Source organism: Sporosarcina sp. NPDC096371 (assembly GCF_044762865.1).
Lineage (GTDB): Bacteria > Bacillota > Bacilli > Bacillales_A > Planococcaceae > Sporosarcina.
Genome location: NZ_JBIWFE010000005.1, coordinates 218,358 through 241,097 on the forward strand (window position 1 = coordinate 218,358; position 22,740 = coordinate 241,097).

Annotated in this window: 22 protein-coding genes; 21 read left to right on the forward strand and 1 reads right to left on the reverse strand. The window is 41.6% G+C overall.

Annotated features, from left to right (window positions below; translation table 11 throughout):
• Positions 1-14 precede the first annotated feature (14 nt).
• The 13 genes from arsC to ACIQ0H_RS15030 all read left to right on the forward strand — a co-directional run bounded on the left by arsC (position 15) and on the right by ACIQ0H_RS15030 (position 13,934).
• Positions 15-434: an arsenate reductase (thioredoxin) gene (gene arsC, locus ACIQ0H_RS14970; RefSeq protein ID WP_403416214.1), complete on the forward strand. Its 420-nt coding sequence runs from the start codon at positions 15-17 to the stop codon at positions 432-434.
• 329 nt (positions 435-763) lie between these two features.
• Entirely contained in the window at positions 764-1,558 is a 795-nt protein-coding gene (locus ACIQ0H_RS14975) for an ABC transporter ATP-binding protein (RefSeq protein WP_403416216.1), read from the forward strand.
• 40 nt (positions 1,559-1,598) lie between these two features.
• Positions 1,599-2,654 carry a FecCD family ABC transporter permease gene (locus ACIQ0H_RS14980; RefSeq protein WP_403416219.1) on the forward strand — a complete coding sequence of 352 codons (1,056 nt, stop codon included), beginning with the start codon at positions 1,599-1,601 and terminating at the stop codon, positions 2,652-2,654.
• Positions 2,651-3,688: a FecCD family ABC transporter permease gene (locus ACIQ0H_RS14985; RefSeq protein ID WP_403416222.1), complete on the forward strand. Its 1,038-nt coding sequence runs from the start codon at positions 2,651-2,653 to the stop codon at positions 3,686-3,688. The genes ACIQ0H_RS14980 and ACIQ0H_RS14985 overlap by 4 nt, the downstream gene beginning before the upstream one ends.
• A gap of 52 nt (positions 3,689-3,740) precedes the next feature.
• Positions 3,741-4,724 carry an iron-hydroxamate ABC transporter substrate-binding protein gene (locus tag ACIQ0H_RS14990; protein WP_403416224.1) on the forward strand — a complete coding sequence of 328 codons (984 nt, stop codon included), beginning with the start codon at positions 3,741-3,743 and terminating at the stop codon, positions 4,722-4,724.
• A gap of 114 nt (positions 4,725-4,838) precedes the next feature.
• Positions 4,839-5,816, forward strand: a complete 978-nt coding sequence (locus ACIQ0H_RS14995) for an ABC transporter substrate-binding protein (RefSeq protein WP_403416229.1) — start codon at positions 4,839-4,841, stop codon at positions 5,814-5,816.
• A 17-nt stretch (positions 5,817-5,833) separates the two neighbouring features.
• Positions 5,834-7,549, forward strand: coding sequence for an ABC transporter ATP-binding protein (locus ACIQ0H_RS15000; protein WP_403416232.1), 1,716 nt, complete (start codon positions 5,834-5,836; stop codon positions 7,547-7,549).
• A gap of 33 nt (positions 7,550-7,582) precedes the next feature.
• Entirely contained in the window at positions 7,583-8,545 is a 963-nt protein-coding gene (locus ACIQ0H_RS15005; protein WP_403416235.1) for an ABC transporter substrate-binding protein, read from the forward strand.
• A 77-nt stretch (positions 8,546-8,622) separates the two neighbouring features.
• The gene (locus tag ACIQ0H_RS15010) at positions 8,623-9,618 is read left to right on the forward strand and encodes an ABC transporter substrate-binding protein (RefSeq protein ID WP_403416237.1); all 996 of its coding nucleotides are present in this window, start codon (positions 8,623-8,625) and stop codon (positions 9,616-9,618) included.
• Positions 9,619-9,813: 195 nt separating this feature from the next.
• The gene (locus ACIQ0H_RS15015) at positions 9,814-10,761 is read left to right on the forward strand and encodes an ABC transporter substrate-binding protein (protein WP_403416239.1); all 948 of its coding nucleotides are present in this window, start codon (positions 9,814-9,816) and stop codon (positions 10,759-10,761) included.
• A gap of 14 nt (positions 10,762-10,775) precedes the next feature.
• A complete protein-coding gene (locus ACIQ0H_RS15020) occupies positions 10,776-11,834 on the forward strand; it encodes an NAD(P)/FAD-dependent oxidoreductase (RefSeq protein ID WP_403416242.1) in 1,059 nt (352 codons plus the stop codon).
• Positions 11,835-12,006: 172 nt separating this feature from the next.
• Positions 12,007-12,921, forward strand: a complete 915-nt coding sequence (locus ACIQ0H_RS15025) for a F510_1955 family glycosylhydrolase (protein ID WP_403416244.1) — start codon at positions 12,007-12,009, stop codon at positions 12,919-12,921.
• Between the two features lie 17 nt (positions 12,922-12,938).
• On the forward strand, positions 12,939-13,934 hold the full coding sequence (locus ACIQ0H_RS15030; protein ID WP_403416247.1) for a stage II sporulation protein P: 996 nt from the start codon (positions 12,939-12,941) through the stop codon (positions 13,932-13,934).
• Here the strand turns inward: ACIQ0H_RS15030 and ACIQ0H_RS15035 are convergent.
• A complete protein-coding gene (locus tag ACIQ0H_RS15035) occupies positions 13,922-14,605 on the reverse strand; it encodes a ZIP family metal transporter (protein ID WP_403416562.1) in 684 nt (227 codons plus the stop codon). The two genes, ACIQ0H_RS15030 and ACIQ0H_RS15035, sit on opposite strands and share 13 nt — an antisense overlap.
• A gap of 240 nt (positions 14,606-14,845) precedes the next feature.
• Here ACIQ0H_RS15035 and ACIQ0H_RS15040 point away from each other — a divergent pair, with 240 nt between their 5' ends.
• The 8 genes from ACIQ0H_RS15040 (at position 14,846) to ACIQ0H_RS15075 (ending at position 22,718) form a co-directional block, all read left to right on the forward strand.
• Positions 14,846-15,505 (forward strand): nitrite reductase, encoded by a 660-nt coding sequence (locus ACIQ0H_RS15040; protein ID WP_403416249.1) that lies wholly within the window; start codon positions 14,846-14,848, stop codon positions 15,503-15,505.
• Positions 15,506-15,548: 43 nt separating this feature from the next.
• The gene (locus ACIQ0H_RS15045) at positions 15,549-15,836 is read left to right on the forward strand and encodes a metal-sensitive transcriptional regulator (protein ID WP_403416250.1); all 288 of its coding nucleotides are present in this window, start codon (positions 15,549-15,551) and stop codon (positions 15,834-15,836) included.
• Positions 15,837-15,915: 79 nt separating this feature from the next.
• Complete coding sequence (copZ, locus tag ACIQ0H_RS15050; protein ID WP_403416253.1) at positions 15,916-16,116, forward strand: copper chaperone CopZ; 201 nt, start codon at positions 15,916-15,918, stop codon at positions 16,114-16,116.
• A gap of 121 nt (positions 16,117-16,237) precedes the next feature.
• On the forward strand, positions 16,238-18,649 hold the full coding sequence (locus tag ACIQ0H_RS15055) for a heavy metal translocating P-type ATPase (protein ID WP_403416255.1): 2,412 nt from the start codon (positions 16,238-16,240) through the stop codon (positions 18,647-18,649).
• 76 nt (positions 18,650-18,725) lie between these two features.
• Positions 18,726-18,992: a glutaredoxin family protein gene (locus ACIQ0H_RS15060; protein WP_403416565.1), complete on the forward strand. Its 267-nt coding sequence runs from the start codon at positions 18,726-18,728 to the stop codon at positions 18,990-18,992.
• An 89-nt stretch (positions 18,993-19,081) separates the two neighbouring features.
• Positions 19,082-20,587 carry a multicopper oxidase family protein gene (locus ACIQ0H_RS15065; protein ID WP_403416258.1) on the forward strand — a complete coding sequence of 502 codons (1,506 nt, stop codon included), beginning with the start codon at positions 19,082-19,084 and terminating at the stop codon, positions 20,585-20,587.
• A 91-nt stretch (positions 20,588-20,678) separates the two neighbouring features.
• A complete protein-coding gene (locus ACIQ0H_RS15070) occupies positions 20,679-22,037 on the forward strand; it encodes a HAMP domain-containing sensor histidine kinase (protein WP_403416260.1) in 1,359 nt (452 codons plus the stop codon).
• A 15-nt stretch (positions 22,038-22,052) separates the two neighbouring features.
• Positions 22,053-22,718: a response regulator transcription factor gene (locus ACIQ0H_RS15075; RefSeq protein ID WP_403416263.1), complete on the forward strand. Its 666-nt coding sequence runs from the start codon at positions 22,053-22,055 to the stop codon at positions 22,716-22,718.
• The last annotated feature ends 22 nt before the right edge of the window (positions 22,719-22,740 follow it).

Sequence of the window (22,740 nt, forward strand, 5' to 3'; positions counted from 1 at the left end):
TGGGAGGTTTCATTGTGAAGAAAAAGACGTTGTATTTCTTATGTACAGGTAACTCCTGCCGCAGTCAGATGGCGGAAGGCTGGGGGAAAAAGCTACTTAGTGAAGAATGGCAAGTGCTTAGCGCTGGCATTGAAGCACATGGTGTTAACCTTCGTGCGGTGAAGGCGATGAATGAGGTCGGCATTGATATTACGGCCCAAACTTCGGATATAATTGACCCACAAATTTTACACAAGGCTGACTTAGTCGTCACACTTTGTGGGGATGCTGCTGACAAGTGTCCGCTCACACCATCCCTTGTTAAACGTGTGCATTGGGGGTTTGATGACCCAGCAAAAGCAGAGGGAACGGATGAAGAGAAATGGCATTTTTTCCAACGTGTTCGCGATGAAATTGGTGCAAGGATTGGCCGTTTTGCTGAGACGGTGGAATGAAACAATTAGAGTGATCACTGAATTCCAAAATTGAATAGAGGAAAATAGTAAAGAAAGTGCGTATTTTTCTATGCAAGGTATTTGGAGGATTCTTTACTTTAACATAAACAGGTGTCTGCTACTAAAACAATTCAGTTTTGTTTTAGTAGCGGACACCTTATTTTTTTGAAATCAACTAGTACTCACATAAATATCACTTGTGCTAATACCGATATATGTTGACAACATTCAAAAAAGTATCTAAGATAGCAGATGAGATTGATAATCGTTATCAATTAAACACTAGAATAGTATCATAGCGGAATAACGAGATAGAAAGGAAGTCTAGAATGGCAGCTTTTACAGTTGATCAAGTGGCAATTGGTTATTCAAACGCCCTTATCATTGAGGATCTCAGTGTGGAAATTCCTGAGGGGAAAATTACAACGATTATTGGTCCGAACGGCTGTGGGAAATCAACGCTTTTAAAGGCAATATCCCGCATCCTAAAATCGAAAAGTGGCGCTGTCTACCTGGATGGGCAGGCGATTCATCAGCTGGGAACGAAAGAAGTTGCGAAGAAGATGGCGATTTTACCGCAAACAGCGGAGGCGCCAAGCGGATTAACGGTATTTGAACTGGTCTCTTATGGTCGCTTTCCCCATCAAAATGGATTTGGTTCTTTAAAAAAAGAAGATTATGACTATATATACTGGGCAATAGAGGTGACGGGCTTACAGGAGTTTAAGGATCGTCCCATTGAAGCTTTGTCCGGGGGGCAAAGACAACGCGTATGGATTGCGATGGCACTCGCCCAGGATACGAAAATTCTTATACTCGACGAGCCCACTACATATTTAGATTTAGCGCACCAATTAGATATTTTACTTCTGTTACAGCGCTTGAATGAGGAGGAGGGGCGGACCATTGTAATGGTGTTGCATGATTTGAATCATGCATCCCGATTTTCTCATTACATGATTGCGATGAGGAATGGTGCAATAATCACAGAGGGAGCACCAGAAAAAGTGATGACATATCCGAATTTACAATTGGTATTTAATATAGATGCTAGCATAGCGACTTGCCCGTTTAGTGATAATCCAATTTGTTTATCGTATCAATTGTGTCAAAGGGAAAGGTAGTCATTTTTCTGGGGGAAATTAGAGATGGAGGAGGAGAGGAATGGCTACTCCAGTAGAAGTATCTGCCGAAATAGAAGAGTTAACAAATAGTAAAAAACATTCTCGTCCGGTTATAGCTGTCGTTGTGTTATTCGGAGGGATGTTTGCATTACTACTGGTAATTGGCTTGTCCATTTCATTTGGAGCTGCAGATATTCAGTTATCGACCGTTTGGACGGCGGTGTTTCAGTTTAATCCGGAATTAACTCCACATCAAATTATCCGAGAAATACGTATGCCTCGTGTGCTGGGTGCTGCAATGGTCGGTGCATGTTTTGCGGTTGCTGGAGCGTTAATGCAAGGATTGACTCGGAATCCATTAGCTGATTCGGGACTGTTGGGGCTGAATGCAGGGGCTGCATTTATGCTTGCGATTTGCTTTGCTTTTTTGCCTGGCTTGCCTTATATGTACTTAATCATGTATTCGTTTATTGGTGCAGGTCTAGGTGTTGGGGTCGTCTATGGAGTTGGATCGATGTCAAGAGGTGGACTGACACCAATGCGACTTGTACTGGCGGGTGCAGCAGTCAGTGCATTGTTGGGAGCGCTTAGTGAGGGAGTGGCTCTATACTTCCGAATTGGTCAAGATTTAGCCTTTTGGTATGCTGGCGGCGTATCGGGGACGAAGTGGATTCATCTGCAAATTATGTCACCGTGGATTATTGGGGCTATGATCGGGGCAGTCATTCTTTCGCGGTCTATCACACTATTAAGCCTTGGAGAAGAGGTGGCGATTGGGCTTGGTCAACGCACAAAGTCGATTAAATTGATTGGTATGCTTATTGTATTGATTTTAGCTGGCGCAGCAGTTTCGGTTGTAGGCGCAGTCGGTTTTGTTGGTTTAATCGTTCCGCATCTGACGCGTTTTCTAGTGGGTCATGATTATCGGTGGATTATTCCTTGTTCGATTGTGCTAGGGGGACTTTTGGTTGTCTTAGCCGATCTTGCAGCGAGAATGATTAATCCACCGTTTGAAACGCCTATTGGTGCATTGATTGCTTTAATTGGTGTTCCGTTCTTCCTGTATCTTGCACGAAAAGGAGGAAAGGAACTATGAAGGAAAAGCAGATTCTACCAAAGGGGCAGCATCAGGCAAAGTCTAAAAATCTAGTCATTATTGGCATCCTTAGTTTGTTGATCATTTTCGTATTCATCATTAGTATGAATACCGGTTACATTAAATTATCTCCGATGGAAGTCATTCGTACATTGTTTGGATTCGGGACGGACAAGCAACAACTTATTTTATATGAATTTCGCTTGCCTCGTATTATTATTTCTATTCTGGTGGGAATGGGCCTTGCGGTATCTGGCTGTGTGTTGCAAGGAATTTCGCGCAATGCTTTGGCCGATCCCGGCATATTAGGGATTAATGCAGGTGCGGGACTTGCAGTCATGCTCTTCATCTCTTTTTTTCCATCGACTACAGCCGCACCCGTCTTTTTTCTACCTATTTTGGCATTCACGGGTGCAGGGATAACAGCCATCATCATTTACTCGTTAGCTTATAAACGACATGAAGGAATATCACCTATGCGATTGTTGCTGACAGGTGTAGCCGTTGCAGCAGGCATTAGTGCAGCCATGATTGTGTTAACGTTACGGCTCAGTCCAGAAAACTATCAATTTGTTGCGACTTGGCTAGCAGGCAGTATTTGGGGATCGAATTGGAAATTTGTCTTGGCTTTATTGCCATGGATTGTGGTTTTACTGCCGTTTGTTTTTTCAAAAGTGCGTGTCCTAAACGTGTTAAATTTAGGCGATGTAACAGCTACGGGCTTAGGTGCATCGATTGAAAAAGAACGCCGTGTACTGCTTGCGGCAGCTGTGGGACTCGCTGGGGCTAGTGTGTCTGTCAGTGGCGGCATTGGATTTGTCGGACTGATTGGTCCCCACTTGGCACGTCAATTAGTTGGCGCTAGACACCAATTTTTACTACCGGCAGCAGCTTTGACAGGGGGGCTCTTGGTGCTGATTGCGGATACAATCGGTCGCTGGATTTTACAACCATCAGAGATTCCGGCTGGGATTGTTGTTGCAGTGATTGGTGCACCGTACTTCCTCTATTTACTGTCGCGGTTGAAAGACTGATGTAGATGACCTCAAAGGATGTTGTGAAAATTATTATTAGGAGAATGAATCGATGATTACGCATAAACAAAGAAATGTAATGACTACCAGTTTTCTAGCGCTTTCCATACTGTTAGTCGGATGTAGCAATACTGATGGAGGTGCTTCGCAGAGCAATGACGAACCGTCTAAACCTGTAACAGAAGAAGTTTCAATAGAACGAACACTAACGGATGCAATGGGGCATGAAGTGAAGATTCCTGCGAATCCAAAACATATTATTGCTTCTTATTTGGAAGATAATTTAGTGGCGCTTGGCATTACACCTGCAGCGCAATGGTCGGTGAAAGAAGGGGCAGGCGTTCAAAAATATTTGCAAGCGTATTTGAAAGATGTACCAACTATTCCATCAGAACTGCCATTCGAAGTCGTAGCGAGCTTTAGTCCTGACTTAATCATTATGGGCTCTGCACAAGCAGTTGAAGGGGCAAACTACGATCAATATGCCAAAATTGCTCCTACTATTGTGGTAGAAATAGAGAATAATAGCGATTGGCGAAAAAAGTTATTGAGTGTAGGAGAGATTTTTGGAAAAACGGAAGAAGCCAAAAAAGTATTAGAAGAATATGACAAGAAGGCAAAGGAATCGAAGAACATCATACAGGAATCGATTGGTGCTGAATCAGCTGCGGCTATTTGGCTCGTCAATAATAATTTTTATATCGTTAGCGAAAATGTTTCGAGTGGAGCGGTGTTGTACGGCGACCTCAGTCTTTCAACTCCGAGCGTTGTTAAAGAAATTTCAAGCACTGCGACAGGCAATTGGTCTGCGATTTCCTTAGAGAGATTAGCGGAGCTTGATGCGGATCATATTTTCTTAATTAATAGTGATAAAGGGAATGGCGCAGAAATGCTACAGGACCCAGTGTGGAAGAACATACCTGCCGTGAAAAGTGGCCATATTTATGAATATGGGGCAGAAACTAGCTGGTTATATGCAGGAGCGATTGCGAACACGCAAATTATTGATGATGTAGTGGAATCCTTAACCAAATAAAACAAGTTACGGAGGAAGCTATTTTCTCCTCGTTCATGCTTAAAATTGTAGATTTGAATATATTTTTTAATATTTCATTGAGAATGATAATCGTTATTAATAAGGAGGGTATTCATGTTTGAGCAAAAATCAAAACTTATCTTTAGTCTGTTGATTGTGCTAGCTATGTTGCTAGCTGCTTGTAGTAGTACGGGGAGTCAATTGGCGAAAAATAAGGCTAGTAGTGAAGGAGAAAATGAGAAGGCTGAAAGTGAACAACCAGAAACAAGAATCGTTAAAACCATTCATGGTGATATTGAAATACCAGCAAACGCTCAAAGAATTGTTGTAGACGCTTATTTACCTACATTGCTTTTACTAGGAGAAAAACCAGTGGGGGCAACAAAAAGAGATCTTGAAAACGTTCATATTGTTGAGTTAATCGATGAGATTGATAGTACTGGAGAAAACGCTGTCGAGGCAAACATGAGTTTAAATCCAGATTTAATCATTAGTGCAGATGCTGAAAAAAGTACATTTGATAGTTTGTCAATAATTGCTCCGACTGTAATAATTCCTTATGAAACATATCGTGATGTTTACGAGGAAGTAAACGGAATCGGGGAGATGCTAGGCAAGGAGAAAGAAGCAAAAGCCTGGTTGACGACCTTTGATGAGAAGATGCAACAACGAGAGAAAGTCCAAGAAGTAATGACTGAGGGAGAAACTGTTTCGATCTTCGGCGCATTCGGTAAAGATACGTACATCTATGGTGATGGTATTTATCGAGGTGGGCAGGCCATCTACAAACATCTTCAGTTAACTCCACAAGAGAATATTAAAAAGACGTTAATAGATGCGGGAGAAACATACAAACAAATTTCCTTTGAAGTAATGAATGATTATGCCGGAGATTATATCTTTTTTGATGCATCAAATGGTGGCGCGTTAGACAAAGAGGATCCTGTTTGGGCATCGATTGACGCCGTGAAAAATGATCATGTTTTCTACCTTGATGCAAAACGATTTTGGCCATTCGATCCAATCGCTGTGTTAGCGCAAGCTGAAGAAGTCGCCGATATGCTGGTTGCGAAGAAAAATAGTGAAAAATAATAGGAGCGTGGTACATATTGTTAAAACAATTTTTCTCTTATTACAAGCCTTATAAAGGATTATTCATTTTAGATTTTAGTTGTGCGACCATCGCTGCATTATTAGAACTTGCTTTCCCACTAGCTGTGCATCGCGTAGTTGATGACTTGTTGCCAAGCTCGAACTGGAGCTGGATTTTATGGGGATGTATTTCATTGCTAGGGATCTATGTGATCAGTGCTAGTCTCCATTATGTTGTGACTTATTGGGGGCATAAGTTAGGAATTAGCATAGAGACGGATATGCGAAAACAGCTGTTTACGCATGTACAAAAGTTAAGCTTTCGTTTTTTTGATAACAATAAAACAGGCCATTTAGTATCCCGAATGACGAATGATCTAATGGATATTGGCGAGATTGCCCACCATGGCCCTGAAGATGTATTTATCGCACTGATGACGCTGACAGGTGCTTTTGCTTTAATGTATTCGATCAACTGGCAACTGGCTGTTCTTACTTTTATCATTGTGCCACTTATTGTTTATTTGTCTTTGTATTTCGGAAAGAAAATGTCTGCAGCATTCAGTCGCTTTTTTGCCGATATTGCCGATTTTAATGCACGTGTAGAAAATAATGTGAGCGGTATGCGCGTTGTTCAAGCATTTGCTAATGAAGAACACGAAATTGCTCAATTTAATGACAACAATGCTCGTTTTCGTCAGTCAAAATTAGTCGCTTACCGGATCATGGCGTGGAATTCATCCATTAGTTATATTTTGATGAAAATTATCACGTTGTTTGTGTTGGTTTGTGGTACATGGTTTGTGATTCATAAACACATGACGTACGGAGAGTTTATGGCTTTTATTCTATTATCGAATGTATTTTTAGACCCCATTCAGAAAATCAATTCGGTTATTGAAACGTATCCGAAAGGAATTGCTGGGTTCAAGCGTTATTTAGAGTTGCTGGAGACAGCGCCAGATGTAGCAGATGCACCGGACGCAATAGATGTCGGCCATTTGGAAGGAAATATTACGTACCAAGATGTGTCGTTTGGTTATGAAGGGAAAGAGAATGTGCTGGAAAACATCCATTTAACGATTCGTGCAGGCGAAACGGTAGCACTTGTCGGGCCTTCGGGTGCAGGGAAAACGACGATTTGTAGTCTATTGCCTCGTTTTTACGATATTACTTCCGGTTCGTTACGCATTGATGGCATCGAAACTCGCCAGATGACCCTTGCATCACTGCGCTCTCAGATTGGAATTGTTCAACAGGATGTATTCCTTTTTGACGGCACAATTCGAGAGAATATCGCTTATGGCAAACTAGATGCATCTGAAGAAGAGATATGGGACGCTGCGAGAAGGGCACAGCTTGAAGAGGTTATACTTGCTCAACCCGAAGGCTTGCATACATTAATCGGTGAGCGTGGTGTCAAACTGTCAGGTGGCCAAAAACAGCGGTTGTCGATTGCGCGAATGTTTTTGAAAAATCCATCCATCCTCATTTTGGATGAAGCGACATCTGCACTGGATACAGAAACGGAAGTAGCTATTCAACAGGCGTTAACGGAGTTATCGCAAGGACGAACAACACTTGTCATTGCGCATCGATTAGCAACGATAAAAAACGCAGACCGTATTATTGTCGTAACAAAGGATGGCATTGTTGAGCAAGGTAGTCACCAGGAGTTGTTAGCGGAACAAGGATCGTATAGCAGGCTGTATGAAGCGCAATTTAGTGTCTAGACAATCAGAGAATTACTAGGGGGATACACAGATATGCAACAACATTTCAAAACACTTTTAAGGATTACAGTATCACTGTGTTTGATTTTGATACTGGGTGCTTGTTCCAATGGAAGTGACGAACCAGCTAAACCAACAAAGCAGGAAGTAAGTAGTGATACAACCCGGATGATTTCTACAGTAATGGGAGAAGTGGAAGTGCCAGCTCATCCTGAACGTGTTGTCGTCGATTGGCATCTAGGACAAGTAATGGCTTTAGGTCTTATGCCAGTTGGGGCACCATCAACGTTAACGGATTTCGGAGCGTTTTTGAAGCCGCTCGTATCCGATGAAGTTGAAGATATTGGTAAAGAAGGCACGGTTTCATTAGAAAAGGTATTGGAACTCGAACCAGATTTGATTATTACATGGGACCAAGAAGCGGCTGAGAACTATTCTAAAATTGCGCCTACAGTTGTCTATGACACATCGAATTATGAAACCATTCATGAGGAAATCACTGCAATGGGCGATATTTTGAATAGACAAGAGGAAGCGAAGAAATGGTTGGCTGAATTTGATGAGCGGGTAGCGGCTGCCAAAGACAAGATTAAAGGCGTTATTCCAGAAGGTGCAACGGTTACCATTGCCGATTATACGTTTGAGAAAAACGTCATGATCATAGGGGATCAAGGAGAACGCGGCAGTAAAGCTGTTTATAAATTACTAGGGCTCACTCCACCTGCACGCGTTCAGAGCGATATTATTGATAAAAAAGAAGGGCGTCTAGATGTATCTTGGGAAACAGTCGGTGATTATATCGGTGACTATTTGATCGTTATGAAAAATGAAACCAGTGAATCAATGGATTTGCCTACAACGTGGACTTCGTTAGAGACGGTGAAAAATAATCATGTGTACAAGCTAGATATTAAAAAGTATTTCAATTCTGATCCGCTATCTGCGTTATATCAGGCGGAAGAAATTGCGGATGTATTGGTTAATGGGAATAAATAGAACTTATGTTTATTGTGGATAGTTTGCTTGCTACGGAGAAGCAATTGCTTACATTATAAATTAAAGGGGATTTGAATTTGCGTAAACAAAAAAAACATCATAGAGGGCGGAAGTTAAGGCTAGTTGTTCCGTTAGTGTTACTTCTGTTAATAGTTCTTACTGGTTGCGGTGCAACAGGAAAAGTTCAGGATAGTGAGACAGATGAGAAACAGGAAACAGAACAGAATTCAGGCTCCAACACGAACAGTGCTATGAAAAAAATTACTACAGTAAACGGGGAGATTGAAATTCCTGTTACGCCACAGCGTATTGTTGCAGAGGAATACCTTGGCAGTCTGATTGCTCTGGACGTTATTCCCGTAGGAGCTCCAGGACTTACAATTCAAAACTATTATTTCAAAGATGAACTTCTGGGAATTTCTGATACTGGAGTTTACGGAAAACCATCAACTGAAAGTATTCTTGCCCTTAACCCGGATCTTATTATTACAGGAAATGGGGAGAGCTATGAGATGTTAAGTAAAATCGCTCCAACGGTTGTTATACCTTACGGCGATTTGAAGAATGCCCATGAGGAGCTGACCTATTTTGGTCAATTACTCGGTAAAGAAGCGGAAGCAGAAGCTTGGCTAGCTAATTATGAACAACAAATTGCAATTGCAAAAGCTAAGGTCGATTCGGTTATCGCCAAAGATGCAAGTTTTTCTATTATGGAGGATACCGATAAGGCGATTTATGTGTATGGTGACAATTTCGGCCGGGGTGGACAACCCGTTTACCAAGCACTTGAACGTAAACTACCTAATGCTGTTGCGTCTGAAATTATGGAAAAGCAATGGGCCGAACTATCTGAAGAAATGATAGCGAGCTATGCCGGTGATTATATCATCATGACTTCCGATAGCCGAACAGTTGAAGATTTTGAGGCAGATCCTATTTGGGGGAGTCTACCAGCAGTAAAGAATGGTCATCTCTATGTTTGGCCAGAGGAACGCTCATGGTATTATGATCCGATTGCCGTCCTTGCTCAGACAGAAGAGCTTGTCACTTGGCTTACTAGTTTAGAGAAATAGGAGTAGTAACTATATTTGTTGAACTTATGATATCTACATAATCTCCAGCGAAGGCATCTACTGGGATTCTTTAATTCAACATATATAGAGAAGCACGTCTAACATAGTGAGGCACTTCGAGTATACAAAATGTTAATTAATTTCATGTTTAACAGTTCTATTATGAACTTGATTCAAGTTTGGAGGAAATGGATTATGAAAAAAAAACTAATAATCATGATGATGTCGCTGTTCTTGCTTGCTTCAATGCTAATGGCTTGCAATAAGCCATCTTCTACAGAGAAAGAATCGCAAATCATAGAAACACGGGAGTTTGAGACAGGTAAGGGAGTTGTTGAAATCCCTGCAAAGCCGTTGCGAATTGTCACAGACTTTTATGGTGGAGAGTTACTGTCAGTTGGAGCAAATGTCATAGGCGCCGAGCCAACAGCATTTGATAATCCATTTATAAAGGATTTATTGAAAGATGCGGTTGAGATTGGTCAGCCAGTCAATGTTGAAAAAGTGTTGGAGCTCGAACCTGATTTAATCGTTGTTATGTATGATGAAAACTATGAGCAGCTTTCGGAAATTGCACCAACCATCCATATACCCTATGGCACAGCCACAAATATTCAAGAAACGGTTAAATTATTTGAGGATATTACGGGTAATCATGAGGAAGCAGCCAAATTCATCAGCAAATTTGATCAAAAAGCAAAAGAGGGCAGGGAGAAGCTTGCGGGTGTGATTGCTGCCGATGCAACGTTTGGTATTTATGAATTAACGGATAAAGGCGATCTATGGATCTTTGGAGATAATGCTGGTCGTGGCGGACAGGCATTGTATAATGCACTGGAATTGAACATGCCTCATAAAAATAACAGTGCAGAACAAACACTTCAGCTATCTATGGAAGTATTACCAGAGTACGCTGCTGACTATATGTTTTTAACGTCCTATGATCCCGAAAAAAGAGGAGAGGCATTGAACACCTTAAAAGAATCACCAATTTGGCAAGGACTAGAAGCGATGAAAAATAATCAAGTGTTTTACAATGATTTCGACACGTATTACCGATATGACCCGATTGCGATTTATGAGCAGATTGACTTATTTGTAGACATGCTGATTGAAAGAAGCAATGAAAATAAGACAAAGTGAAAAGGGGTTTTATGATGAATGCGGAACAACTATATGATGTGACGATTATTGGTGGTGGCCCTGCTGGATTGTACTCTGCTTTCTATAGTGGACTCAGGGAAATGAAGACTAAAATTATTGAATTTCAACCTTATTTAGGTGGGAAGGTGCATGTGTATCCGGAGAAAATGATTTGGGATGTAGGTGGACTGACGCCTGTTACTGGAGAAAAATTGATCGAACAAATGATTCGCCAAGGACTCACGTTCAAGCCTGAACTTGTATTAGGAGAAAAAGTGACATCGATTCATAAAGATGACAATGGTCACTTTGTGATACAGACTTCTGCGTATCAAAAACATCTATCCAAAACAGTTATTTTAGCTGTAGGCGGAGGAATCTTGAAGCCAACAAAATTGGAGATTGAAGGTGCAGAGCGTTTTGAAGTAGCTAATTTGCATTATACGGTAAAATCACTGGCGCGTTTCAAAGGGAAGACGGTATTGATTTCGGGAGGTGGGAATGCTGCGATTGACTGGGCAAATGAATTAGAGCCGATTGCCAAGAAAGTCTATTTGACGTATCGCAAAGATATGCTGAAAGGTCATGAAGCGGAAGTATCGCGGCTATTCAGTAGTTCAGTGGAGTGCTTATTAAACACTTCTATTGAAAGACTGATTGCAGCAGATAATCATGAAACGATTGATAAAGTGGAATTAGTCAATACGGAGGATGGGCAAAAGATTCAATTGGCTGTGGATGAAGTCATCATCAATCATGGGTACGATCGGGATAAAGAGCTGACAGAAAACAGCGGACTGAATATAGAAATGGTAGATGAATATAGTATTAAAGGTAGTCCAATGAGTGAAACATCAGTCCCTGGGCTCTATGCGGCAGGTGACATTTTGAATCATGAAGGCAAGCTTCATTTAATTGCAGGGGCATTTCAAGATGCGGCGAATGCAGTGAACAAAGCGAAGCAGTATATCACTCCGGAAGCGTATGGACATGGCATGGTGTCCTCGCATAATGACATCTTTAAAGAAAAAAATCGTGAATTAGTGAAGCATTTGTATGCGGTGAAAGGGTAACAATCGTTTCATTAATGTTGAAATAAAGAATTTACTGTTCCTGTTAGTTGAAACAGTTATTCATGGAATTTTTCCTATGAGTAACTGTATTTTTTGTGCCTGCATACCTTTTCCATATTTACTCTCTATACTAGTAAGCAAAAGTTGAAGAAGCACTAGAGGAGAGAGTATGATGATGAAAATTAGTCAATATGCAGGGTTACTTGCAATCGTTGGTTTATTGTCGGCTTGTAATACGGTTGAGGACAATGCCTATTCGTTTGAGGAAGTCGAGACGAATACATTTGAACATTTACATGGTTTGGGGTATATCAATGGTTGGTCTGAAGTCGTCATTTCAACACATGATGGGCTTTATGCATATGGAGAGGATGGATGGAAAGAAGCAACAAGCGAAAAACATGATTATATGGGTTTTCAAGCCATACGTGACGGATTCTTTTCAAGTGGGCATCCAGAACCTGGATCTAGCTATAAAAATCCGCTTGGACTTATTAAGAGTACGGACAAGGGGGCAAGCTTTAAGCAGTTGGCCTTTTACGGAGAAATCGATTTTCATTATATGGCGGTGGGATATGATTCGAATGCCATTTACGTATTCAACGAAATGCCAACGAACGAGATGTCTCAAGGATTTCATTATTCCATAGATGAAGGAACGACTTGGCAGCAGCCGGCTATGAATGGATTCACTGCTGAATCTATCTCTAACTTGGCCGCTCATCCGACACGTCAGGAAGTCATTGCAATCGGCAGTGAAGATGGAGTATTTCTATCAGAAAATTATGGTGAAGATTTTACCTTGGTGCATGACACGGCTATGATTACGTATGTAACATTGACGGAAGCAGGAGGGTTATATGCGAACTTTGCCAATGAAGAAGTGAAAATCACGTCATTTGCAGTAGACGGAAATGAAGAGCGAGACATTCCAGTAACGACGAAACAACCGATTGCTTATATCGCAGTGAATCCGGACAATCAGCAGGAGCTAGTCATCGCAACTTATAATAATGATATTTATCTAACGACAGACGAGGGTTCCACTTGGGAAACGCTCGCTGATAGTGGAGAATTAGCAAATTAGCAAAGGTAGGTGACAAGATGTCGCCAGCAGCAGAGAAAAACAAGAAGGAAAATAAGAGGAAATCACTATTATTGCTACTCCTCTATGTAGCAACCGCTTTATTTACAAGCTGGTTGCTAGTTGTATTGATTTTCACATTCTTTTTTTCGCATGAACAAGTGAAAGAACAGCATTTTGGGGATGAAAAGATTGTTACCACGAGTTCTGATATAGATGAGCCTATACTACCGGTAGAACCATTACACAGAGATGAACTTGTACCGCCTATGAAGGATTTATTGAAAGACATTGAATTTGATCAAGAGCGCTTTGAAGAGCTATTTGAAAATATGAAGTCACTAAGTGACAAGGAAGTAAGTGTATCGCATTCTACTTTTGGACGGAAGGTCATTTATATTTATCATAGTCATAGTCGAGAATCCTTTTTACCGTATTTGAAAGGTACTAATAAGCCAGGCGAGGCTTTTCATTCGAAGGCAAATATTACGGCTGTTGGAGAGCTGCTTGGAAGAGCACTTGAAAAAAGAGGAGTAGGGACGAAAGTAGATTCGACTGATATTGTACAACAATTAGATGTGAGAGGGCTGGACTATGCTAGTTCTTATACTTTATCCGGAGAACAGGTACGGGCTGCACGTGCTGACAACAAGGACTTGGAAATTTTCTTGGACATCCATCGTGATTCGCTGCGGAGGGATTCGACTACCGTAGAGGTAAATGGCAAAGACTATGCACGTCTGTTGTTTGTTGTGGGAACAGGCCATGAAAATTATGAAAGTAATCTGTTGTTTGCGGAAGGCTTAAATGATCTTCTCATGACTAAGTATCCCGAGTTGTCAAAAGGAGTCCTCCAAAAAGATAGTCGTCAAGGGAATGGTGTGTATAACCAAGATATCTCACCAAATGCAGTAATTGTAGAAATTGGCGGCGTCGATAACACACTAGACGAACTCCAGAGGACGACGGAAGCGTTGGCAGATGTACTCAGTGACTATTATTTTCACACTAAGTGATGAAATAACCAACTTAACAGATACCCCATAAGGATAAATGTCAGAAATGAACCGATAGGCACAGCCCGACGATTATGTAGAATAAATTCGGATATACTTGTCGCTGCAATTAAGCTGATCGAAATGCCTAGCAAATTGCCTTGTGCCAGATCAGTTAAATTTACATAATGACCAATCCATATAAACAGACTAAAGCACATCGATAAGCTGATAAAAACAAGCAGTAGGCCCCATAATTTTTTGCCTTGGGATAGCATTGCCGTTGTCAAAGCAAATCCTTCGGGCAGATGATGGAGTATGGTGGAAGTGGTGATGGCGATGCCGAAAGTGGAATCGCCTAGTGCGTTTCCGATGGTCATACTAAGTGGAATCGTGTGAAGTAACAAGGCGATTGTTAGCAAGAAAAGGGATGGTGTTTTAGCAGTTGTTGGATGAGATACATTGCGAAGCACTTGAAATAATAGATACCCCATCAGGGCACCAAGGATGATGCTGAACGTTTGGTACATGTGTATAGCGCTTGGAATGATGTCAAGGGCTAGTAATCCGACCAAGAATCCACCGCATAATAGGGATAGACCTTGTGTAGTTTGTTGGAATAGTTTCGAAACGATCCATGCAAAAACGCCGCCTGCGCTGACGCTCATAAAAAGGAATCCACCCAGTATCATGGCACTCAACTGCTTTTTCCTCCTAGCCCGAAGTCTTTTTAAAATCACTATATGCATCAGGTAGAAGGGGTAGCAAAAAAGATTTCTTATTCACCTCTTGACATACTGTATAGGGGTATAGTAAATTGAAGATGTTGATGGAGCAAGTGGATCGTAAAATTATTTTTTTGAATAAAATATACCCCCTACCTGTATTGGGAGCGTGAAGGCGGTCATACTGATATAACACGAATGGGGTACATGAAGAAAGTAGGATTTGATGTGGAGAAAATGGTTAAAATAGCTGTCAATGGCGGAATCGCATTCGGCTCGAAACTGAATGCGAAGCAATTAGCTGTCATAGCAGCGTATATGAATGAAGGCGATGAGCTGGAGATGACGACGTTCCAGCAGTTATATATCGAGGTAGCAGAAAGTAAAGTAACAGAGATGACCGAGCGATTTGAGGAAGTGGGCTTGGCCTGTTATCCAGTTGGGAACTTTGTGAAAAGCCTACGGACCTGTAATTTCTGTAAAGGTGAGGAACAAGAAGGGATGCCCGTAGCCAAAGAACTCAATAAGCGCATTGCCGGACAACCAGTGCCATTTACTTTACGACCTGCTTATACAGGATGTCCAGTTGGCTGTGGTGAACCATTAGTCAATGACATTGGTGTAATGAAAGGAAGAAACGGGTATGATTTATATGTAGGAGGCAAAGCAAAAGGGCTAGATGCTACAGCGGGGACATTATTGCTCGCACAGCTACAGCCGGATCAATTATATGACGCTGTGGATAAAATCATTTCGCTGTACACGGAACAAGGAAAAAGAAGGGAACCTTTCTTCAAATTCGTCAATCGATTTGGTGTAGAAAATTTGAAGAGTGAACTCGTTGACCCGCTTCAGCTAAAATGCTAGTGTAGGGGTACGGGGTATCTGTACCCGTTTAAGGAGTGATAATGTGGAGGAATCAACAAAACAAACGGTTCAACCAAATAAGCAACAGCTTCTCAATCGCTTAAAGCGTGTGGAAGGACAAGTACGAGGCGTCCATCAAATGGTGGAAAATGATCGGTATTGTGTCGATATTTTACACCAGATAAGCGCTATCCAATCAGCGATGAACAAGGTTTCATTAGCTCTATTAGAAGACCATACGCATCACTGTGTCGTCAACGCCATTAAAGGGCAGGATGGGGAAGCAGCGATTAAAGAATTAATGGACGTTATGAAAACGATGATGAAGTAAAGAACTTTTTCACATTGCTTGACATACCTATAGGGGGTATGTTAAATTGGCGATAATAACTAAATAGGAGGTTTTAATTATGAAAGAAATTTTAAAAGTAGAAGGTATGTCATGTGGGCATTGTGTAAATGCAATCGAAACAAGCGTTGGCGAATTGACGGGTGTTTCAGCAGTTGCAGTGGATCTTGCTAACAAAGAAGTTGCTGTAGAATTTGACGGTGCAGCGACATTAGCACAAGTTAAAGAAACGATTGAAGACCAAGGCTACGACCTTGCTTAACTGAAGTTCCGCTTACACCATGTGGGGGTATAAAGCGGTGGAGGAGATTGTACCTCTTGCTAGGTATAATCCTTCTTTTTGAAAAAAATATACCCCCACCTAGTATCGGAGGAGAAATAACATGGCATCAGCAGAAAAAACATTACAAATTAACGGCATGACGTGTGCAGCCTGTGCGAATCGCATTGAAAAAGGATTGTCCAAAATAGAAGGTGTGGAAAAGGCCAATGTCAACTTTGCTTTGGAACGATCGACCATTGTCTACGACCCAGAAAAAACAAATGTAAATGAGTTTAAAGCTAGGGTAGAGAAGTTAGGGTATAGCGTTGTGCAAGAAAAAGTCGATTTTGATATTTCAGGTATGACGTGTGCGGCTTGTGCGACAAGAATCGAAAAACGTATCAATAAAATGGATGGCGTTACAAATGCGAACGTTAACTTCGCGCTGGAAACCATTGCAGTAGAATTTGACAGTAAACAAATTGCAACGACAGAAATGATGACAGCTGTTAAGAAAATGGGGTATGAACTCATTCCCAAACAAGATAGTAAAGACAAAATGGATCATAAGGAACAAGAAATTAACAAGCAACAAAAAAAGTTCATCTTTTCACTAATCTTGACGATACCTTTGTTATGGACCATGGTGGCACACTTTGAGTTTTTATCCTTCATCTATATGCCTCATATTCTGATGAATCCGTGGGTACAGCTGGCATTTGCAACACCTGTTCAATTCATCATCGGTGGTCAGTTTTATAAAGGGGCTTTTAATTCGCTACGCAATAAAAGTGCCAACATGGACGTTTTAGTAGCACTGGGTACGAGCGCAGCTTATTTCTACAGCCTTTACCTATCGATCGAATGGATGAATACAGGAAAAGTTGGTAGTCCTGAGTTATATTTTGAAGCATCCGCAGTTATTATTACATTGATTGTACTGGGTAAATTATTTGAAGTTCGTGCAAAAGGTAAAACGAGTCAGGCGATTCAAAAGTTGCTCGGCTTACAAGCAAAAACAGCAAGAGTGTTACGTGATGGCGTTGAAATGGAATTGCCAATCGAAGAAGTCATCACAGGCGAAATCATTCTCGTGAAGCCGGGTGAAAAGATTCCGGTGGATGGTGAAATTATTGAAGGGCGTTCTGCTATTGATGAATCGATGATTACGGGTGAAAGTCTTCCGGTCGATAAAGTAGTCGGTGACGTTGTCATTGGGGCAACGATCAATAAGAATGGTTCCTTGCAAATTAAAGCGACAAAGGTTGGGAAAGATACTGCATTAGCGCAAATTGTAAAAGTGGTGGAAGAAGCACAAGGATCGAAAGCAGAAATCCAGCGTTTAGCAGACAGGATTTCGGGTATCTTTGTACCGGTTGTTGTGGTCATTGCGGTTGCAACGTTCTTGATATGGTTCTTTATGGTGACGCCTGGTGATTTCCGTTCGGCATTAATTCCAACGATTTCGATCCTGGTCATTGCTTGTCCGTGTGCACTAGGATTGGCAACGCCGACGTCGATTATGGCAGGTTCAGGTAGAGCGGCTGAAATGGGCTTATTGTTTAAAGGTGGAGAACATCTAGAAAACACACGCTCTATTGATACTGTCGTGTTGGATAAAACAGGAACAGTGACAAAAGGTGAGCCTGCTTTGACAGACATTACAGTCACGAAAGGCTTTACGGAAAAGGAAGTACTGCAATTAGTGGCAACAGCTGAAAATCAATCGGAGCATCCTTTGGCACAAGCGATTGTGAAAGGTGTGAAAGAAAAAGGCTTGTCACTGCTTGATGTGACAGATTTTGAAGCATTACCGGGCTATGGTATTCGAGCGATGGTGAGTGGCAGAGAAGTATTGGTCGGTACTAGAAAATTAATGAATGAGCATAAGATTGCGCTGTTGGATTCGAATGCAGCAATGGAAAAGCTTGAGAGTGAAGGGAAAACAGCGATGTTGATCGCTGTGGACCAACAACTTGCAGGTGTTGTGGCGGTAGCCGATACGGTGAAGGAATCGTCGGAAGAAGCCATTGCCAGAATGCAGGCATTGGGTCTAGAAGTGATTATGCTGACAGGCGATAACCAACGAACGGCAGAGGCAATCGGTCGCCAAGTTGGTCTCGCGCATGTTATTGCGGAAGTATTGCCTGAACAAAAAAGCGATGAAATTAAAAAGTTGCAAGACCAAGGCAAGAAAGTGGCCATGGTCGGCGACGGTATCAATGACGCGCCAGCACTTGCCATGGCGAATATCGGAATGGCTGTTGGAACAGGGACGGATATTGCGATTGAGGCGGCAGATATTACGTTGATGCGCGGCGATTTAAATAGCGTGGCGGATGCGATTATTATGAGTCGTAAAACGATGCGTAATATTAAGCAAAACCTCTTCTTCGCATTTTTCTACAACACAGTCGGAATCCCAATCGCAGCACTCGGTTTGTTAGCCCCGTGGGTTGCCGGTGCAGCAATGGCGTTTAGTTCGGTGTCAGTTGTTTTGAATGCATTGCGTTTGCAAAAGGTTAAATTGTAAAAGGAATGAAGCCATGCGGGAAAGATCCTGCATGGCTTTCAATCTATAGTAGAAGGGGGATATTCTTGTGAAGAAAATGCAATTAGAATTGTACACAAGACCTACGTGTTCGGATTGCCAAGATGCAAAAGCATATCTTGCGGAGAATCAAATTCCGTATATTGACCATGATTTATCGAAAGAACCCGACAAGGAACAAGAGCTTATCAAGTTATCAGGCGCAAGAATGGTGCCGACGTTTGTTTTTAGAAACAAATCACTGCTCGGAATGATGAGTAAACCGAAAGTACTTATTGGCTTTGAGATGAATTATGATGAAGTCGTAGAGATGCTAGGCGACTGAGCTTCGTTGTGAAACCTATCCTGCATAAATTCTCCATATTTTCTTGTTACACTGCAAAGAAGTAAACAAGAAAAGGGGAGAAACAGGCGATGGCACTGAAAATAAAAATGACAGCATTAGCGATAAGCCTATTAGTAATCGGCGGTTGCGGGAATACCAATTCGAAACCTGATGAAGAAATGGACCATTCAAAAATGAGTGACGAAGAAATGGATCATTCAATGATGAGCGGCGATATGATGGAAAATGGACATATGAGCCATGATGATATTGTCAGTTTAAACAACTCAACAGGGGAAAATGAATTAAAGATACCCCCGATGTTGGAAGCCGATAACGAGGATGGCGTGGCATACACAGTTAGAGCTCAACAAGGAACAACTGAAATTTTCAAAGGAACTCAAACCAAGACGTCGGGGTATAACGGTTCGTTTTTGGGCCCTATGCTTCGTTTGGAAAAAGGCGAAACGGCAATAATTAAAACGATCAATGATCTGGAAGAAGAAACGACATTTCATTGGCATGGACTGGAAGTGTCCGGGGGGGGAGATGGGGGACCGCATAGCGTACTTGCACCTGGAGAAGAAAGAATCATTGAATTTGAAGTGACGCAAGAGGCAGCGACGTTATGGTTTCATCCACATGCGGTCGGAAAAACGGCTGAACAAGTATACAACGGATTGGCTGGTTTGATTTATATTGAGGATCGAAATTCGACAAGTCTAGGATTGCCAAGTGATTACGGCAAGAACGATTTTCCTTTGATTGTTCAAGATCGGACTTTTGATGCTGATAAGCAATTGGATTATCATTCCGTTATGAATGAAGATGGAACAGCGGGAGATACGTTACTGATCAATGGTACGGTGAATCCCAAATTAACCGTCCAGAAAGAAAAAGTACGTCTTCGCCTGTTGAATGGATCAAATGCGAGAAACTATACATTTAAATTAAATTCGGGTGATGATTTTGTCCAAATTGCTACAGATGGTGGATTCTTGAATGAACCCGTGACATTGAATGAAGTGACATTGACACCTTCTGAACGTGCGGAAATCATTGTGGATTTTTCACAATTATCGACTACAAAAGATGTAGCACTCATTAATGAAGAAGGGGCTATTCTTTTACCGTTTGAGGTGAAGGACCAACACGTAGTGGTGAAACAGGCTAGTGAAAAAATGAATGATTTTTCAGTGACAGCAGAAGAGAAGGCACTGCCTGTGACAAAGAAGGTCGAGCTATTTGGCATGATGGATCAGGTCACGATCAATGGTAAGAAATTTGACCCGGATCGTATCGATTTCATACAGCAACAAGGTGTAACGGAAGTGTGGGAAATTTACAATAAACCGGATATGATGGGCGGCATGATCCATCCTTTTCACATCCATGGTACACAATTTAAAGTGATCTCAAGAAACGGGGAAGAACCGGCGGAAAATGAGAGAGGTTGGAAAGACAGTATCTCCATAGCGCCAGATGAAAAAGTGAAAATCGCTGTCCAATTTAAACATAAGGGTGTCTATATGTTCCATTGTCATATTCTTGAACATGAAGAAAATGGTATGATGGGGCAGATAAAAGTGGAATAAGAAACAATCTTTTGGCATGAAAGGTGAGACACCAACGAATCACAGGTGCTCACCTTTTTTTCATTGTCAGCTGAAATGAGGCTAGGGGTAGATGAATAGAATCTCGATTAAATTAGCGGCTTACTTTTTCATTGCTGTCCTGATCATGGAAGTATTCCTGATGGTGTATTTGCATCAAAATATACTAGAGGAAAGGACTGACGAGGAATACGCTCGATTAGTGGCCAGTGGTGCAAATCATCGTGATGTATTGGAAGACAATTATTCGAATACTACGATTGAACATATTGCATTGATGGAGTCGGATGGGGATCGAGAAGTTGTTATTATCAATCGCCAAGGTATCATTGCAAGCAGTTCTGATGACCATCTACTCATTGAACAATCACTTAAACATGTGCGTAATCTGGCTGCCAATACGGAAGGAATTGTCATTGCTGATTGGAAATCGTCACCTTATATTGTTAGTGTGCATCCTTATCACATAGCGTCAGGTCCATCGGGATATGTGGTGATGTATCAAAGTACCGAACCGATTAAGCTGTTAGTGAATAAGTTAAACTTGCATTTTGGATTGGCGGGTGTGACGAGCTTTGTGGTGCTATTCATCATCTATGCGATCCTTTCTAAATTGTTAACGCGCCCACTCATTCGAATGAAGGAAGCAACGGAGAAATTGAGCAATGGTGATTTTAATGTCAGCCTGCCTGTTGTAGGGAATGATGAGTTAGGAGAGTTATCGGGCTCTATTCAAAAACTAGCGACGGATTTGGAACGACTAAAAACAGAGCGCAATGAATTTCTCGCATCCATCGCGCATGAATTAAGTACGCCTTTAACGTATTTGATTGGTTATTCAACGATAGCGATGAGACAAGGGTTGAATGAGCAAGAGCGTCAGCACTACTTGTCCATTATTGTGGAAGAATCAAATCGCATGAAGGACCTTGTTAAAAACTTATTGGATTTAGCAAAAATGGATGAAACAACGTTTACAGTGTCAAAAGAGCTTTTTTGGACACGGCCATTTTTTGAAGATATGCAGCGGCTTGTGGAGCCTTCTTTTAACATGAAAAATGTACAGCTTGCCGTACGATGCGACGTAGATTTTCAAATCCTAGCCGATCCATTGCGGTTGGAGCAAATTGTGTTGAATTTATTGGACAATGCTTTGAAATATTCAGCTGAAGAGACCGAAGTCACGCTAGAAGTTTATCAAAAGAAAGAGAAAACAGTCATACGTGTGACGGATGTTGGCATGGGCATCCCATCGGAAGAATTGGCGTTTATCTTTGAAAAGTTGTATCGAGTTGAAAAATCGCGCTCTCGTACGTTTGGAGGAACGGGTATTGGTCTTGCGGTTGTGAAGGAACTGGTTGAAGCGCATGGAGGTAGTATTGAAGTAGAAAGTACCCTGGGAAAGGGGAGCAGGTTTACAGTCACTCTGTAAAAAGGAGGCTTTAGTATGCGGACGATTTTGTTAGTGGATGATGAGCCAAGAATGCTTGATCTGATTGAATTATTTTTGAACCCACAAAGATTTACATGCTTGAAGGAAACAAGTGGGGAGCGGGCCTTAGCACGACTTGAACAGGAAAAGGTTAGCCTCGTGTTACTCGATGTTATGATGCCAGATTTGGATGGCTGGGAAGTGTGTAAAAGAATACGTGAATTTTCCGATGTTCCGGTGATTATGTTGACGGCGAGATCTGACAAGCTCGATGTGGTGAAAGGGCTTGGTGTAGGAGCAGATGACTATATTACCAAACCTTTTGATGAACGCGAGTTAACAGCGAGGGTCCATGCGATTTTACGCCGTTTTCCAGAGGATGAGCTGATTATTTATGGTGATTTCACGTTGGATAAAGACACGTTTTCACTACACTATCATGGTATAGAAGCGCAATTGACGTTAAAAGAGTTTACGATTATTGAGGCGTTGATGTCACGACCGAAAAAAACGTTTACCCGTGAAATGGTATTGCATGCAGCGTGGGAATTTGATACATATACAGATATTCGAACGGTCGATTCGCATATACGAAATTTAAGAGACAAGTTAAAGAAGCTAGGCTTTCCGATGGATGAATTTTTGAAAACGGTGTGGGGAATTGGTTATAAGTGGAGTTAAGCAGAAACGATGATGAACAAAC